Annotated in this window: 13 protein-coding genes and 2 pseudogenes; 9 read left to right on the top strand and 6 right to left on the bottom strand. The window is 40.8% G+C overall.

Going from position 1 to position 17,739, the window contains the following annotated elements:
- Positions 1–35: 35 nt before the first annotated feature.
- The 5 genes and pseudogenes from PHF18_RS06850 to PHF18_RS06830 all read right to left on the bottom strand — a co-directional run.
- Positions 36–317 (bottom strand): annotated as a pseudogene (locus tag PHF18_RS06850) (transposase); the annotation flags it as partial.
- Between the two features lie 139 nt (positions 318–456).
- Entirely contained in the window at positions 457–1,452 is a 996-nt protein-coding gene (locus tag PHF18_RS06845; protein WP_300100200.1) for a lysylphosphatidylglycerol synthase transmembrane domain-containing protein, read from the bottom strand.
- Between the two features lie 9 nt (positions 1,453–1,461).
- Positions 1,462–2,346 (bottom strand): glycosyltransferase family 2 protein, encoded by an 885-nt coding sequence (locus PHF18_RS06840; RefSeq protein ID WP_300100197.1) that lies wholly within the window; start codon positions 2,344–2,346, stop codon positions 1,462–1,464.
- Positions 2,347–2,360: 14 nt separating this feature from the next.
- Entirely contained in the window at positions 2,361–3,284 is a 924-nt protein-coding gene (locus PHF18_RS06835) for a UDP-glucuronic acid decarboxylase family protein (RefSeq protein ID WP_300100194.1), read from the bottom strand.
- An 886-nt stretch (positions 3,285–4,170) separates the two neighbouring features.
- The gene (locus tag PHF18_RS06830; protein WP_300100191.1) at positions 4,171–6,336 is read right to left on the bottom strand and encodes a hypothetical protein; all 2,166 of its coding nucleotides are present in this window, start codon (positions 6,334–6,336) and stop codon (positions 4,171–4,173) included.
- A gap of 172 nt (positions 6,337–6,508) precedes the next feature.
- Here PHF18_RS06830 and PHF18_RS06825 point away from each other — a divergent pair.
- A pseudogene (locus tag PHF18_RS06825) lies at positions 6,509–6,943 on the top strand (hypothetical protein); the annotation flags it as partial.
- Positions 6,944–7,120: 177 nt separating this feature from the next.
- The gene (locus PHF18_RS06820; RefSeq protein ID WP_300100188.1) at positions 7,121–9,043 is read left to right on the top strand and encodes a PINc/VapC family ATPase; all 1,923 of its coding nucleotides are present in this window, start codon (positions 7,121–7,123) and stop codon (positions 9,041–9,043) included.
- 5 nt (positions 9,044–9,048) lie between these two features.
- Here the strand turns inward: PHF18_RS06820 and PHF18_RS06815 are convergent, their stop codons facing one another.
- Positions 9,049–9,249 (bottom strand): hypothetical protein, encoded by a 201-nt coding sequence (locus PHF18_RS06815; RefSeq protein WP_300100185.1) that lies wholly within the window; start codon positions 9,247–9,249, stop codon positions 9,049–9,051.
- An 87-nt stretch (positions 9,250–9,336) separates the two neighbouring features.
- On the opposite strand from PHF18_RS06815, the gene PHF18_RS06810 reads away from it, so the two are divergent.
- From PHF18_RS06810 to PHF18_RS06780, 7 genes are all read left to right on the top strand, one after another.
- The gene (locus PHF18_RS06810; RefSeq protein ID WP_300100183.1) at positions 9,337–10,206 is read left to right on the top strand and encodes a hypothetical protein; all 870 of its coding nucleotides are present in this window, start codon (positions 9,337–9,339) and stop codon (positions 10,204–10,206) included.
- Between the two features lie 303 nt (positions 10,207–10,509).
- Entirely contained in the window at positions 10,510–11,199 is a 690-nt protein-coding gene (locus tag PHF18_RS06805) for a LysE family transporter (protein WP_367279163.1), read from the top strand.
- A gap of 571 nt (positions 11,200–11,770) precedes the next feature.
- Positions 11,771–12,727, top strand: a complete 957-nt coding sequence (locus tag PHF18_RS06800) for a prohibitin family protein (protein ID WP_300100180.1) — start codon at positions 11,771–11,773, stop codon at positions 12,725–12,727.
- A 128-nt stretch (positions 12,728–12,855) separates the two neighbouring features.
- Positions 12,856–13,617, top strand: coding sequence for a 4-phosphopantoate--beta-alanine ligase (locus PHF18_RS06795; protein ID WP_300100177.1), 762 nt, complete (start codon positions 12,856–12,858; stop codon positions 13,615–13,617).
- Between the two features lie 25 nt (positions 13,618–13,642).
- Positions 13,643–14,287, top strand: a complete 645-nt coding sequence (locus tag PHF18_RS06790) for an HD domain-containing protein (protein WP_300100174.1) — start codon at positions 13,643–13,645, stop codon at positions 14,285–14,287.
- Between the two features lie 430 nt (positions 14,288–14,717).
- Positions 14,718–16,016, top strand: coding sequence for an amidohydrolase family protein (locus PHF18_RS06785; protein ID WP_300100171.1), 1,299 nt, complete (start codon positions 14,718–14,720; stop codon positions 16,014–16,016).
- A 233-nt stretch (positions 16,017–16,249) separates the two neighbouring features.
- Positions 16,250–17,485: an adenosylhomocysteinase gene (locus PHF18_RS06780; protein ID WP_300100168.1), complete on the top strand. Its 1,236-nt coding sequence runs from the start codon at positions 16,250–16,252 to the stop codon at positions 17,483–17,485.
- Positions 17,486–17,739: the final 254 nt, after the last annotated feature.

Raw genomic sequence — 17,739 nt, 5'->3', positions numbered from 1 at the left:
ACTGTTCCGTTGATTACTGTTCAATTGCTATATAACTCACGGAATTGAGGCTTTAACAATTCGAGTTCTCCATACCTGGTCAAGAGAGTTCGGGGTTTGTAGCCGTTTCGACTGGTTTTACGGAAATCCGTTCGCTCATAACGTTGTGTCCCAGCCTGGAAAAGGGCTTTTTCTTCCATTACAAGGTTTAAAAATCAGGTAATTAGCTGGCGAATTCCATCTTCCTGATCGACAAGATAATCTTTTATGAGTGAGAATAAATTTACCATCTCTGCATCCTGTTTTTTTGTGGTGAAAAGAAAAGGATACAGAGTCAATCATATTTTACAGAACTTTCGCTACACTGCTTTTTTAAAAAGATAAATATTCCTAATAGTTCTTACCCAATTGTAGAATCAAGCATAGTTTTGAGACAGCCTGATTATCTGATTTTTTTATTATACATCCACATTAACATCACAAGCTCTTTAAATCCAATTTTATAGACTTCGCTGTATCAAATCCTATCATTGATGTGGCAGGTATTCCAATCACTATTAGGTATAAATTTTTAACAAGATGGTCTAACACAGCTACTGCTAAAGCATCATTGTATCCGACGTTGGCAGCCGAAAATACAATAACTATGACTCCTTCATAAAGACCAATTCCGCCAGGTGTAGCTGGGATAATTTTTGCAATATTGGCAAGCGCAACTCCAAATATCATGTAGAATATCGGCACATAAATATTCATGCTCAAAGCTATGAAGTAAAGAGTGAGTATTTCGAAAAACCAGATCAATAACGATAGTAAAATACATTTACCTAACAATATGCGAGTAGCAAACAAATTACTTAAGCTAACATGTGTGCTTTTCCCAATTGAGATAAAACCTTTTGTAAGTTTAAATGTAATCTTATTTTCAATTATATTGAAGATGCGAGAAAAAATTGAAATTTTTCTGAAGAATACCATCCCTATAACTATTATTAAGCAGGTTCCAATCAATAATGATACATACTTGTTGATAATTGGCTCCTTCAATCCAATAAATATAAAGGACATTGTAAAAATCCCTGCCGCAAGCAAATCGAGTATTCGAGTGAATACGACTGATGCGAGAGAATCCTCTATTTTCATACCATACAATTTCAAATAAAGAACATTGGCAACATCGCCTATTTTTGCTGGAAGCAGTACGTTCAGCGCATAACCTGAAATATGCAGCAGAAACAAGTCTTTTAACTTAATGTCTGCTTTGAAGTGTGAAGTCACATCTTTTAATCGAATTATTCTAAAAATCCATGAAATCGAATAGATACATATGGAGATTATTAAGATTTTTTTTGACATATTTGATATCAAGAGAATAAAATTATCTGTACCTCCATAGTGTATCAAAGCTCCTATAATACACAATCCGAATACAAATGAAATAATATGCTTGACATATTGTTTTGTGGATGACATGTTAGTATTTCACAATTTTTCTTCTATTCTATCTAATTTTTTTGTCAAATAATCCATAATCAGTCCAATGGAAATCAATTGCATTGAAATAAAAGCAAACAATAATGTTAGCAATGGATAGTACTCATGTTCTAAGACACCAAACATGATTTTTTCATACAATGAGATCGTTCCAAAAAAAACACTTAAAATAATAAAAAATAGACTCGGCAACATTATTGTTTTTGCAAGCAAAGATGTTTCACGATAAGCAACAGACATTAGGCCTCTAAACATTTTGGCGCCATCTCTAATTGGCCTTAGTTTAGATGTACCAACTCTACTGCGATACTCAATAGGAATCTCCACGATCTTGTAGCCAAGTTTTGCTGCTCTTACTGTCATTTTTGTTTCATATTCCAAACTAACAGCATGAACATCCAGTTTCTCAAAATTATCCTTTTTAAATGCTCTATAACCGGTTTGACCATCAGTAATATTAATACAACTTATATATGCTGCCATGAGTGAAAAGAACCTATTTCCGATCTTATTCAGAAGAGGCATATTATTTATTCCATTCATAAATCGAGAACCCAATACAAGATCTGCACCATTTTCAATCTCATTAACAAATAGAGGTACATATTCTGCTGGATAAGTGCAATCAGCATCCGAAAAAATAATTATGTCACCAGTAGCATTTGCCACACCAGTGCGTAATGCTGCTACTTTTCCTTTATTTACCTCGTGTTTGTAGACCAGAACTCCACAGCTTTTAGCGACGTTAAAAGTATTATCTGAAGAACCATCATCTACAACAATGATCTCATCTACTTTATCAATATATTCTTCAATAACTAAAGGTAACGCTTCTTCCTCATTCCATGCAGGAAGAACCAAAGATGTTTTCATAAAGTCACTTTTCCTTAGTTGTCACTAAAATATTCTATCGTCTGTTCAAGTCCCTTACATAGTTTTACTGCTGGCTCCCATCCCAGAACTTCCTTCGCCCTGCTAATATCCGGTCTTCGAACCTTAGGGTCGTCCACGGGTAAATCTCTGAAGACGAGCCTGGAATTGCTGCCAGTGATTTTAATAACCATTTCTGCAAATTCCAGCACGTTCATTTCATCTGGATTGCCTATATTCACTGGTTCCACAAAATCTGACCTAATTAACCGATGGAGCCCATCTATCAGGTCAGATACATAACAGAATGAACGGGTTTGACTACCATCTCCGTAAACTGTAATATCCTCACCTTTCAGGGCTTGATTTATGAAATTGGGAACGACTCTTCCGTCACCTGCCCGCATACGTGGCCCATAGGTATTGAAAATACGCGCAATCCGGGTGTCGACATTATGATAACGATGATAAGCCATTGTAATGGCTTCTGCATATCTCTTAGCTTCATCATATACTCCACGTGGCCCAATGGGATTTACATTACCCCAATATGACTCCGGCTGAGGATTTACAAGTGGGTCCCCATAAGCTTCAGAGGTTGACGCAAGTAAAAAACGCGCTTTTTGTTCCTTAGCAAGTCCCAACATATTGTAAGTGCCAAGTGCACCAACCTTCAATGTTTGAATAGGCAGTTCGAGATAATCAATAGGTGATGCAGGACTGGCCAGGTGAAAAACGTAATCAATCTTGTCACCAAAATATATCGGTTTTGTAACGTCATGTTTTATGTATGTGAATTTTTCTGACTTTATATGTTCAATATTTCTTATATCTCCTGTTGCAAGGTTATCTATACAGATCACATCATACCCTTTTGTGAGTAACAGATCGCAAAGGTGCGAACCTAAGAATCCTGCTCCGCCAGTTACTATAACTTTCATGTTATCCAGCTTCTGAATACTTTATCGATGAAGAATTACTTATATTCAAGAAATCATGCTTCCTACAAGATCCGCATTGTCTCCTGTTAAGACTTACACATAATGGATATTGAAAATATTTCCCGAATCAGACCGACCATGCAATCCAGAAGATGGTCAATTATGGGCGTACCACTAATAATCCAGATTGATTTTGTTCTATGGGTTCGGGGGATATATGTGCCCATGTTCCAGTAGCAGAAATCATTAGTAAGAATTCCATTTTGAGATCCTTGTAGAGTTTTTGGAATTGCGATCTAAATTAATTCTGCAGACTTCATACTGTATGTAAATCTATTATATATTTTTTCTTAACTTAGTATGTTATATTTTTATTTATGCTCATTTAAGACTCAGTACCAAAATCCAGTGATGAATGTAAAATTAAAAATCACTGGATTTTATAATTGGTTACAATTCTTGTGATAAGATTTTTGGATTGAGGTCTTAGATCTCGAATATTTATTTTGATTAAAGACCGGATCTTCTTGCGAATTTAGAATTTCAATACAGAAATGTAAAAATTACTCGATTTTGGAACAGAGTCGTATTCCAACTAAATAGAAGCCCTTATCTGAAAAAAGTGTTTAATACGGGCACGTTAAAAATTATCCTCAACCCCGGGTATGTCTTGTAATTGGTCATGTCAGATATGTGCGGTGTCACTTTTATACTTTTTTTATGATTTAACCCAATTTGCTTTTTTAAAAAGCTAGGACTTACGTGGTTGAAACGAGAAATCAATAGCGTTAAACCTTTAACTGTCCAAAATCCTCATTTGGCTACAACGTCTGTCGTACTTGATTTTGTATCTCAAGTGCGTAAGTCCTAAAAGCTACAATAACTGTTATGATATTGTGAGATTTTGTATTGCAAAGCTAAGTTTTCTTGTGTCCTGGCTATCATCGCTAATTTGTGCCGGAGAAAATGATTCTTCCTGAGTAGAAAATCTTATGATATTTTCTCCTTTTTCTAAAGTTAGTGGTATTTTTATATCTGTGAAATCTGTTGGTATAGTTTTCTCAAAGCAGTCATCTTCAACATAGATTTCGATGTTTTTTGGATTCTGATAGCTGAGTATTCGGAAACTAAGGGTTTTATTTACTTTTTCGTTTGAGCATATCATTAACGTAGCATTGTTCGATATCCACCTGGTCGGGACCCCGTCCCATTCCTCTCGATTATACCAATTATCCTTTAAAATCATAAATGGCTTTACAGGCTCTTTTTTGACACGGTATACAATTAAAGAATCTTTTTCATATGTTTTCCGTTCGGTGTGGAGTGCTTTCTGTATCAATTTCTCGGCTAAATCAACTTCTTTGTCATTCATATAATTTGTATGTAATACAATATATGATATGTTATAATAATTCAAAATGGATGTTCCAACCTGATTTATATCCGGGTTCAGGATATCAACAGTAAGAGGCTGCAAATAAGTTAATTCCCTTACTACAGGTGTATTAAGTTCAAAATCTCTCGCATTGGAGGGATATCTGGCAGCCACGTTACCTACGACCGGTTTCTTATGTATTGTTTGATAATAAATGGTATTTACACTTGCTACATATTTTAGAGTTGCAGGTATTTCGAGCAGTGCATAATTGTCTTCATCCTGTGAGATCTCTTTGTAAAATGATGGTTGGTTTACAACTGACATCGGAAAAGGAATTGCTAAATATTCAAAAATTATCAAACTGCTTATTACAACTGCAATTATTTTTTTATTATTTTTGTTCGATTTTAGTAATTCTGAAATTCCATACCCCGTCAAAACTGCAAATGAGAGTGAAGCAATTACAAAAAATCTCCCAGTTGTCCTGCAGTTGTCCATAAATGGGACCAAATAATACAAGGCCAAATGTGGAAGAGGAATAGTAGTCTGGAACACTGTAAACGATGTACTACCGTTTATGTGAAGAAGTGGGCCAAGACTGAGTAACGAAAAAAACAATGCAGATATCGACCAAAATTTTACATACTTGTTTTCTTTTAGTCTACCGATCGCGAATAAAGAGAGTAAAATGACAGTGTATCCAATAAAAGTTGTATTTTCACTGGTATTTCCTGAGAAATTGCTGTAAATATCCTTAGTAAAATCCCCAAATATTGGATGTAAAACAGATGGAAGAAAAAAACTCAGTAAATCAGTTGAGTACGTAATAGCTTCAAACGGATCCATTTTTAAAAAATTATCATTAGATATTGCTGTTAGAATATTTTCCATTGTAAGGGGTATTAAACCTAAGAATGAAATTACTCCAAATAAGGAGTACTTATAAAAAATACTTTCTAATTTTTCTTTATAATCTTGTTTTTCGTTTCTTAAAACAATGTAGATTTCATATAAAAACAGTAACAACACAAAAATTCCCATGAACACCATGTATTGAAGATCGCTCATGGCTACGAGAATAAAGAATATTCCTGCAAAAAAACTGTTTCGAATTCCTCCTTCTCTAAACATTTTCATCAAGTATAGGGCGCAAAAAGGTATCCATTCGATACTGGTTGCCCCGAAATGACCAAGAGAATGTGCACAATGATAGGGTGAAAATGCAAACACGAGTCCAGCTATGAATGAAGAAAGTTTGTCATTTGATAGGTATTTTGTAAGTAAGTATGTGCCATATGCTCCAAAAATAAATGAGAATAACCATAATATATTATATGCTTGATGGAGGGCCATCACACTGGATAACAAGTATGTAAGGATCTGGTTAAATGCAGATTGAAAAGGGGACGCTGGTATCCCATAGGGATGAAATATTAAGTAATCATGTGTTAATTTTGTGAGTCCGGGATTGAAGATCGCTACTGGCGCATACCAAAGTATTCTTATCCAGTGAAATGCATCTGACCCACCTGGGATACTAGTGGATATTTTAAAAATTACAGGATAAGTGAGTATAAAAGTTAGTAAAGTATATAGTATTAAGATTCCGGCGTTTTCTTTTAAATTTTTTTCCTTAAGCTTCCAGGTGAATTTCTGGCTTTCTCTTGCTTTCATTCTTATTTTCTGCATAATACCATAGTCCATGGAAAAGATTTCTTTACATCTACCACATGAAAATAGTTATCTATCAGTTTACAAACTCTCTTTTAATCTCATTCATCTGATCAAACCTGATTTTGACAGTTAGAGATCAATAAATACTCTCCCTTTTGTGTTATTCAGTCCAATGAAAATCACAACATAGAGAGCCTTCCCTAAATTCCTAACAACAATATATGTGTTCCTATCAGATCTATTCTTGCTTTAGTCCTTTTATGAAAAACTTAATTTTTGTGATATTTTTGGCAAACATAAAAGCAAGGGTCTTAATTTCAATAGCTTATTGATAGGAGTGTTGAGCTATAAGCTCACTGATAATTTTAGCATCAAAGAAGCTGGCAAATGGTTAAATCGGGAAGAAATTCTTGAGATCTTGAGCCTTGAAAGATTCCCTGAAAGATTCCCTGAAAGATTCCCTGAAAGATCCCCTGAAAGATTCCCTGAAAGATCCCCTGAAAGATCCCCTGAAAGAGTCCTTTATAATACCCTTGAAATTCTGGGATGTAACAAAGAGGAAATCCGCCTGGATATTATGAGTGGTCTTTTTTCGGTTTGTGATTTTTAAGAAACGGATCTAAATCTGGATTGGAGGAGTATAATTCTTCAAGGCACTAAACCCGAACCCATTTGGGTCAAAAAAGAAGGGAAAATATCAGTGCCAATTAGTGGACGCTATAAAACTAAGGATAAAAAGCAGCAGAAGTTTTATTATATACTTTCTGGCTCTATATCCCTTTATATGGCTGATGAGAAGCGGATATCGAGAATTGTTCCAGATACCAGCGTGATAATTGACGGGAGGCTCTCGTCCCGCATCAGAAGTGGTGAGTTCAGGGGCGTTGAGGTCGTTGTTCCCGAAGCTGTGGTGTCGGAGCTTGAAGCTCAGGCAAACAGGGGCAGAGAAATAGGTTTCAAAGGGCTTGAAGAGCTTTCGGAACTTCGGAAGCTATCAGATAGAGGGGAGATTAATCTTCAGTTTAGCGGGGTTCAGCCCACTTCTGAGGAAATCAGGCTTTCTAAGGAAGGAAGGGTGGATGCCCTTATCCGGCGTACAGCTTTTGAGGTAGGGGGGCTGTTCGTTAGTGAAGACCGCGTGCAGTCTCTGATAGCTAAGGCAAAAGGGCTTGATGTTGAGTACATTCATCCCAAAGTTCTGGACACATCAGAATTCGGCCCTCTTAAAATAGAGCATTTCTTTACTGATGATACGATGTCCGTACATCTCAAAAATGCGGTTTCTCCAATGGGCAAGAAAGGTCCTGTGGGGGATGTGCGTTATGTACGGATCCGGGAAGAGCCTGCAACTTCCCAGGAGCTTTCCAGTATCTCAAAAGAACTTATCGAGAGGGCGAGGCTGGACCCTGAATCTTTTATCGAAATGTCCTCGAACGGGGCTACGGTCCTGCAAATAAGAAACATGCGGATTGCAATTACACATCCTCCTTTCTCCGATGATATGGAGATAACTGTCGTCAGACCTACAGTTGTTGTTGACCTTGAACATTACCGTCTGAGCGAGAAGCTGAAAGAGCGTATAGTAAGCCAGCGTGGAGTCCTTATTGCAGGACCTCCGGGAGCCGGGAAATCTACTTTCGCTGCTGGGGTTGCTCGTTATTTGAATGACCACGGGCAGGTAGTCAAGACCATGGAATCTCCAAGGGACCTGCAGGTGCCTCCTGAGATCACTCAGTATTCTCCCCTTAATGGGAGGATGGAAGACACCGCTGACCTCTTGCTTCTGGTCAGGCCGGACTACACTATCTATGATGAAGTACGAAAAACCGGGGATTTTCTGATCTTTGCAGACCTGCGCCTTGCAGGAGTCGGGATGATCGGAGTCGTGCATGCAACCCGGGCTGTGGATGCCATTCAGCGCCTTATCGGAAGGGTTGAACTGGGTGTGATCCCGCAGGTAGTCGATACTGTAATTTTCATCGATAAAGGAGAGGTTGCAAAGGTCCTGGTGCTCGCCTTTATAGTTAAGGTCCCTTACGGGATGACCGAGCAGGATCTTGCAAGGCCGGTAATTACCATTGCGGATTTCGAAACTGGCAAGAGTGAGTATGAGATTTACACATATGGGGAGCAGGTTGTGGTCATGCCAATCGGCGCTTCTCCGGAAAGCCGGAAACCTGCCTGGAAGCTTGCTGAAGAAGGGATAAGGAACGTTATTAGCAGGTATGCAACTGGTCCTGTTGAAGTGGAAGTGACCTCAGACGACAGTGCAATCGTAAAAGTCCATGACGACGATATGAGAAAGGTTATCGGCAAAGGTGGGAGTGTAATTGACAGGATCGAAAATATCCTTGGGCTCCATATCGACGTAAGGGAACTGGAAGCCGAAACTCCACGAAGCACAAAAGGTCCGAAACGTGGGGCTGAACGCAAAACTTTCCCGGGAAAGGCAAGAGAATCTGTGCCTGAAAAAGGTACTCCTGCATCCCCGGTTCATCCCATCATCGAAAGGACAAAGAAACACCTTATCCTTGGGGCTCTTGAACTAGCAGGAAAAGACGTGGAGATTTTCATCGAAGACGAATATCTCTTCAGCGCAACTGTTAGCCGGCATGGAGATGTGAAACTCAGGATAAACTCGGATCTTGCATCGGGAATTATGGAAGCTCAGGACAGCGGAGACATTGTTGAGGTCAGACCTATCTGATTCTCTCATTTTCCTTTTATTCCCTTATTTTTAGCTTCTTTTTTATACTTCACTTTTTTCTTTTTTTTGTTTCTGATTCCTCTTTCTTTTGACGGGCTGATACAAGCTGGAAGAGCTTTATAACTTATGGATTGAAAATCGGTTTCCGGGTCAAGGGACAGATTACTGATTAATATGGAGCTTCCTTTTCTTTCTTTTTTTTTCAAGGTATACTTCTTATACTTTCTGCAATGTTGTCAAAAAATTTATATACTGTCGGGGTCTGATTTAATATTAAATAATTTTATGGAGTGGTGGTTCAATTGAGTAAATCATATCAGTTAGAGCCCGAAATCAGGGGCGATTTGCAGGGGAGAATCGAGGTTTTTGACCAGAGTATCAGAAGCTTTGAAAAGCGGTTGAGGGCAGTTGAGCGCCGCTTATCCCTTGAAGCACCTCAGACTTTGAAGGCTGGAAAGGCTTTTTCAGGAATATCTCCAGATTCTTTTCAAGAAGTAAACTCTGTAAATCTTGCTGCAGGTTCTTCAGTTTCTCCACAGGGGCCTTCTATTTCTCCTGAAGCTTTTTTTACTCTTCCGGAGAATCCTCTGCTTTCAGACTCTGTTACGTCGCTCTCTGAAGAGGATATTTCAACTTTTGCCTTCGGTGCAGTGCTTCCCTCTTCAGAAGCCTCAAATGGTTCCATAATTTTTCATGATAGTTCTTCGGAAGTTTCAGGAGCCAGTTACCGGGTAAGGGATATAAGTGCTCTTTTTTCGCGCCTCTCAGAAAGCCTCCATTCTCTACAGGCTGCTATTTCTGAACTTTCTGATTTTGTGCACAGTAACCTTGAGCCAGATATTGAAAAACTAGGGAATGAAGTCAGGGACATTAAAGTTCAGGAAAGTGTATCCGAAGAGTGTATAAGAAAATTTGAATCCCGCATTGAAGCCATTGAAAATCGAGATCGTTTTACCCTGGGTTCGATAAAAGTTCCGGTAGAAATCTCAGGAATTGCCGGGTCTTCTGTCCTTTTCCTTACAGGATTTCTTATCTGGTCTGGTCGCTGGGATGTAATAAGGTCTCCTTACTTCTCAACAGGGCTTGCAGTAATTATGGCAGGAGCTGTACTTTTGAAATTTTATATGGTTAACCGGAAGCAAAAATCGCTAACGAACGGATGATGGAAATTAGTACTTAAAAATAAATTAATTTACTCAGTTATAAAGCAATTAGCAGTTAGAAGTGAACAATTAACATTAAGTAGTTAGTAATAATTATTTTATTACAAATAAGATTCTGCCGAATATTCTCTATAATCATCAATTGGTAATAATCCATAAAATCTATTTGAATAAATCGATTTCTGTAAGCCGAAATACATTTTTCCTGATTGATTCCATAACGATACTATCTGATCAGCCTCAAAACATTTTTATATAATTACTCTCTATGTTTTTATATTCAGATAGTTTCCGGGTGGTTTCATAATCGAATTAACTAAAGCTCTTATTCTTGGTTTCACAGTAGGCATATCTGCAGCCATTATCCCCGGGCCAATGATGTTTGCGACAATCGGAGCGTCTTTTCAGAAAGGATGGCGAGCAGGGCCTTCGATATTCCTAGGTCATGCCCTTGTAGAACTCGTATTTTTCGTACTTATTCTGATAGGTGCATCATCGTTCTTTGGAAAATCAGTAATCTCGTATCTGGCTATAACGGGCGGTTTAATGATGGTGGTCTTCGGGCTCGTAATGATCAAAAAAGCAAAAGAAGCCTCTACAATGGATATCTCTATTTCAGCCAGCAGCATGAATCTCTCTTCGGGTCTTGTATCTTCTGGAATTATGACTTCGGCATTGAACCCTTTCTCAGGTACGGTATCCGCAGGAATTATAACTTCAGCACTGAATCCATTTTTTGTTGCATGGTGGTTAACAGCAGGCAGTGCGATCCTTCTTCAGGAGTATCTTACAGGCATCTTCGCAGTAATTGCATTTATTATCGGGCACTGGGCAGCAGACCTTGGATTTCTTGTAGCTGTGTCTTCATCTTTTTCCAGAGGAACGGAAATAATTTCACAGCCCACACATGAAAAACTGGTATATATCTGTGGAGGTTTTATGGCATGCTTTGGGCTGTGGTTCATGATCAATAACAATAATATTTTACAATGAGTCGTTCTGTCATTTTAAAAAGTATCGGTATTTATTATTACAACCTTTTTTTTGTTCCGGACTCTGTTCGAAAACAGAAGTTATCTCCAGAACGCTAAAGCCGGAAGCCGGGTGAGCACAAAATTTCTCAGGCCCCACAGTTTAAATATGATCGGACAACAAAAGGTATGGAGGTCATATAAACTACATTCGGAAGGTGTTTTGCATTTTCTGAATAAGTTTTTTAGATGCCATTTTTCACCATATTTTGGCAATTACATCCAATATATATACCAATATTTATAATTTCATACACACTCTTTCACTTATATATGAACCGAGATTTAGAGTATATGTAGACATTCTCAAAGGTTGTCAGTTAGATGTTCTTGTTTCAAAAACGGTGTCTAGAAAAATGTTTCCATTTTTATGTCGACCTGCCGAATATAGGGCCGAAATAAAAGAGAATGGATAAAATCAGCTACTGCCTGCTTTTTGGAAACCTTGCAGAGTTGTATCTAAAGATGCAGGAAATGAAAACAACATATTTCAAAGAGTATTGTATTTCATTCACCGAGCGGAAGGTAAGATTATGAATCTTAATGACGACTGGGACGATAAAGGTAGCTCAAGACCTATTGATCCACTTAAAAGGATACCTGCGATGGCGGGTCCGATTCTTCGCACAATCGCAATCATCTTTGCGATCCTTATCATCTTTTCCGTAGCCTTTGGATCGATATTAGTATCCGTCGGCGCGGGAGAGGTAGGAGTGAAATTCAGCCAGTTCGGAGGGGTTCAGGCAGATGAACTCGGAGAAGGGTTGCACATCGTCCCACCCTGGGTCTCAGTAACCAAGTACTCCGTGCAGAGCCAGGTCTATACCATGAGTTCTCAGGCTTCGGAAGGGGAAAGGGTAGGAGATGACCGGATCAATGCCCTGACCAGAGAGGGTTTGACCCTTGGCCTGGATATTTCGATCCGCCACAGACTGATCTCCACGGAGGCAAGCAGTGTGCACCAGAAACTTGGCACGGCTTATGCCGAAAAGATCATACGTCCGACCGTCAAGTCCGTGATAAGGGAAGTTGTCTCCAGGCACACAGCAATGGAAATCTATGGGCAGCAGAGGCAGGTTGTTGCAGAAGAGATGCAAACCGAGCTTGAAGATCGTCTGAAAAATGACGGATTCATTGTTGAGGAAGTCCTGCTCAGGAACGTGCAGCTCCCGGAAAGGGTTGCAACGGCAATCGAAGAGAAACTGCAGGCTGACCAGGAAGCCCAGAGGATGATTTTTGTGAAACAGAAAGAAGAACTCGAGGCTGAGAGAAAGGTCATCGAAGCCGACGGGGTCGCCAATGCCACCATCATCCGGGCCCGAGGGGAAGCAGCAGCTCTCATGATGATAAATGAGGAAATCAAGAAAAACCCTGACCTTATCCGCTACAAGTACATCCAGATGCTTGAGGGCCAGGAAATCCAGACCATGATCGTCCCGAGCAGTGAGGGAATCATCCTGGACGTTTCGAATAAAAAAGCTCAAGATTAAAATGTAAGATAAGGCTGGATAAGGCAAGATCTAAGTAAAAAAGTTATATAAAAGTTATATAAAAGTTATATAAATGTAATATAAAAGTAATATAAAAGTAATATAAAAGTAGAAGGTAAACGACACATATGACCGATATACCCCAAGACCACCCGAGGTATGAATCCCTGCTCGCCCGTGAAAAGGTTGCAGCCGGGGTAAAGATGGGAATTACAAGTATTCAGGGGCTTATTGCCCAGGGAAGAGGCGAAAGCTTTGACTACCTTATAGGCGAGCGTAGCACCGAATCTGCCCTGTATGCAGAAAGGGCGGCAGTTGCTGCACTTCTTCTGGCAGAAAACCCGGTTATTTCCGTAAATGGTAACGTCGCAGTCCTGGCTCCTGAAAAAGTCGTTGCCCTGGCAGACATTACCGGAGCTCAGATTGAAGTAAATCTTTTCCACAGGACCGAAACCCGGGTGCACCTCATAATAGAACATTTGAAGGCCAACGGAGCTTCTGAGGTGCTTGGAAAGAATCCGGATGCAAGCCTTGAACTCTCCCATGACAGGCGGCTTGTAGACAGCAAGGGAATCTATACGGCAGACGTTGTGCTCGTCCCCCTGGAGGATGGAGACCGTTGTGAGAAACTTGTAGAGATGGGAAAGACTGTCATAACAATTGACCTGAACCCTCTTTCACGGACCTCCAGAACCGCCACAATCTCAATAGTGGACAACCTTACAAGGGCTCTCGAAAATATGGCCAAGCTTGCACAGGAAATGAAAAAGGAGAGGAAAGAAGAACTTGTGGAGCTGATTACCACTTACGAGAACAAAAAAGCCCTCTCCGAGGCTATTTCTGAAATTCAGGAACACCTCAAGATCCTGATTGCAGAAATAGAATACTGAAAGATACTTGAAGCAGGATACTTACATGGACCTGATAGAAAAAACGAGGGAATTTGCGGCTACTTTTCATGACGGAGAGCCCAGTTCCCACGATATGTCCCATATAACCCGCGTAGAAGCCCTCTGCATGGAAATCCAGAAAGAAGAAGGGGGAGACCTTTTCATCCTTCAGCTTGCGGCTCTTCTGCATGACGTCGGGGTTATCAAAGAACATGAGGTGGGGGGAGACCATGCCCTCTACAGTGCAGAGATAGCCTCCGAATTTCTGGGGAGGGCAGGTGTTGAAAAAAAGACTATTGAAGCTGTGACATACTGCATCCTGACACACCGGTTCAGCGGGGGGGAAAGCCCGGAAACAATAGAAGCCAGGATCCTTCAGGACGCCGACAGGCTCGATGCCCTGGGAGCAATTGGAATTTTCAGGTCTATCCTTTCAATGGGAGCTCTCAGGATGCTGAAGCACACAACAGGACTGGATAAAGGAAGCTCAAAAAAGACGGTCTATGTCAGGGGTCCTGTTGAAGGCTTTAACGAATACATGCACTACAAGCCTTTCACTATCCCCCAAAAGTTGAATACCGCTAAAGCAAAGAAGATTGCAGAAGAAAGGCTGAAGATAATGCACCTTTACCTTGAAGCTCTTAACCTGGAAACCGGAGCCGGCAAATAAACCCCCTGCAAGTAAAAACCCTATTAGATAGCTAATTTGAAGGATTTGGAGCAAAAAATCTCGGCTGAGTATTTGGAGCAGCAAAATCCCGACGTTTCTGATAACGCTCCAAAAGCCGATTTTTCTTCCGGGATCCTGAAATCTAAACCCTGAAAACTCCAGACCTTACTAGCCAGAAACAATTTATAAAGACTTGTATTTTATGAAGAGTACAGGATAATTCCGGAGAATTCTCAGGACAACTTTTTTTAGGATAACATCTTAAACTCGAGTTAGTTACCTTATAAGTCGCAGTTCAATAAAGCTGTAGTCCAATAAAGTTGAAGTCTAATGAAGTTGAAGTCCAATAAAGTTGAAGTCCAATAAAGTTGAAGTCAAATAAAGTTGAAGTCAAATAAAGTTGCAGTTCAAACCTGACGGATATGATCATATGGCTGACATAATAATAAAAAATGCTTATGTTTTAACGATGGACCCTGATGCGGGGGACCTTAAAAACGGGACTGTTGTTATTGAAGACGGAAAGATCACTGAAATCGGGGAAAAAACCAACGAAAGTGCCGATATCGTGATCGATGCAAACGGTTCGGTAGTAATGCCAGGGCTTGTGAACACACATACCCATGCAGCAATGACTCTTTTCCGGGGTTATGCCGATGACCTCCAGCTTGCGGAGTGGCTTGAGAAACATATCTGGCCTGCCGAAGCCCAGTTGAAGGCAGAAGATGTTTATAAGGGCAGCCTGCTCGCATGCCTGGAAATGATCAAATCCGGAACAACTTCCTTTGCAGACATGTATTTTTTTATGGATGAAACTGCAAAGGCTGTTGAAGTATCGGGACTCAGGGCTTCACTCTCTCACGGCCTGATAGAGCTCTGGAACGAAGAAAAAGGAGAAGCTGACCTCAAGGAAGGAAAGCGCTTTGTCCGGGCCTGGCAGGGAGCAGCCGGCGGAAGGATAAAAACCATGTATGGCCCCCATGCCCCGAATACATGCTCAGAGGAGTTCCTTGCAAAGGTAAAAGAAGAAGCTCGCAGGGACGGCGCAGGCATCCATATCCATGTCCTGGAAACCGAAGCCGAACTGAATGCAATGAAAGAAAGGTACGGGAAATGCTCGGTGCACCTGCTCGAAGACCTGGGGTTCTTAGGCCCTGATGTGCTTGCTGCCCATTGTGTCTGGCTTTCGGATGGGGATATAGAAATTTTAAGGAAAAGGGGAGTAAATGTATCCCACAACCCCATAAGTAATATGAAACTGGCATCAGGAATTGCTCCGGTATACAAGATGCTGGAAAAGGGAATGAATGTCACCCTTGGCACTGATGGCTGCGCCTCAAACAACAACCTTGACCTGTTTGAAGAAATGAAGACCGCTGCCCTCCTGCATAAAGTGAGTACAGGCAACCCGACCGCTCTTCCGGCTCGCCAGGTCCTTGAGATGGCAACCGTTAACGGGGCAAAAGCCCTTGGCACGGAAACCGGAATGTTGAAGGTGGGAAAGAAGGCTGATGTAATTATAGTGGATATGAAAAAACCGCACCTTACCCCCTGCTTCGATGTCCCGTCCCATCTGGTATATTCTGCAAAAGGAAGCGATGTCAGGACAACAATAGTGGACGGAAAAGTCCTTATGGACAATTACAGGGTACTTGTGCTGGATGAGGTAAAAGTGATGGAAGAAGCCCGGAGAGCAGCAGAAGAGCTTGTAGCAAGGGCAAACGCTTGAAAAGCATCAGGGCATGCAGCATAACGAATGACACATTATCATACAGGAAGAATAAATACCTGAAAGCCGAACTTAACCACAGGTTCACTTCAATCTGTCGGTAACCAGAGTTACAATTTGAGTAAACTCATAGAACTATTTTGAGAAATCAAAGTACAAACCATATTCAATCATTCAATTCAATTCAATTCAATCATTCAATTCAATCATTTATCTTACATGACGGGATAACCATGACCGAAAAAGAACTCGTAGAATCCGGAAACATGAAAATGGAATGGGCAAGAAGCCACATGCCTGTAATTGCGATCATCAGGGAGAAGTTTGAGGAAGAAAAACCCCTGAAAGGGCTTAAAGTAGGAATGGCCCTTCATGTGGAAGCAAAAACCGCAGTCCTTGTCGAGACCCTGGCTGCAGGCGGCGCACAGGTTGCAATTTCAGGCTGCAATCCCCTTAGCACCCAGGACGATGTGTCAATGGCTCTCGATACCCGGAAAAATATAAGCTGTTTTGCAAAATACGGGTGTTGCACGAGTGAATATTATGAAGCAATAGATAAAGTCCTTGACTTTGAACCTGACATCACAATCGATGACGGGGCAGACCTTATTTTCAAACTCCACAAAGAAAGGCCGGGTATGCTTCCAAATATCCTCGGAGGCTGTGAGGAAACAACTACAGGAGTCCACAGGCTTCATGCCATGGAAAAGGACGGCGCACTTAAGATGCCGGTAATAGCGGTAAACGATGCCATGACCAAATATCTCTTTGACAACCGCTATGGAACAGGTCAGTCAGCCTGGGATGGGATTAACCGGACCACAAACCTCCTTGTAGCAGGCAAAAACGTTGTTGTCGCAGGCTACGGCTGGTGCGGGCGCGGGGTTTCAATGCGGGCTGCAGGACTGGGAGCGAATGTGATCGTCACTGAAATAGATCCTATCAGAGCTCTTGAAGCCAGGATGGACGGATACAGGGTCATGAGAATGGCAGATGCGGCAAAAATAGGTGAGATCTTTGTAACGACCACAGGAAACCGCGATATCCTTACAGCCGACCACTTCAAGGTCATGCAGGACGGGGCAATCCTTGCAAACTCAGGACATTTCAATGTGGAAATCGATATGGAAGCCCTCGCCTCCCTTGCAAAATCAGTCAAGACTGTCAGGCACAATATCAAAGAATACGATATCGGGAACAGGCGCATTAATGTCATAGCCGAAGGCAGGCTTGTAAACCTCGCTGCCGGGGACGGGCACCCTGCCGAGGTCATGGATATGAGTTTTGCAAACCAGGCTCTCTGTGTGCGCTACATTGCCGAAAACAAGCTTTTGAACGGAGTCCACGGGGTCCCCAGGGAACTTGATACCTATGTGGCAACCCTGAAGCTTGAGTCAATGGGCATAAGCACCGACAAACTCACTTCCAAACAGGAATGCTACATGAACGGATGGGAGTGCGGGACATAATTTAGAGACGAAGCAGCAGAGAATATTTTCAGCAACCCCTAAACTCCTGATTCATAATAAGTGCAGTGAATATCAACTTTTTCCAGCTTTGGAAAAATTATGGCATTTACTGCACCTGCTTTTTAATTATCACGTAATCTAGATATATTTAAATGTAAATACATTAAACATCTGAGATACACGTTTTATTTTTTAAAAAGAAGATTTTTTTAGTGAAGAAATTTTCTGTTTTTTAGGAATATTTCCAAAGTCAT

The organism is Methanosarcina sp., assembly GCF_028693135.1.
GTDB lineage: Archaea > Halobacteriota > Methanosarcinia > Methanosarcinales > Methanosarcinaceae > Methanosarcina.
This window is presented reverse-complemented; position numbering and strand designations above follow the sequence as displayed.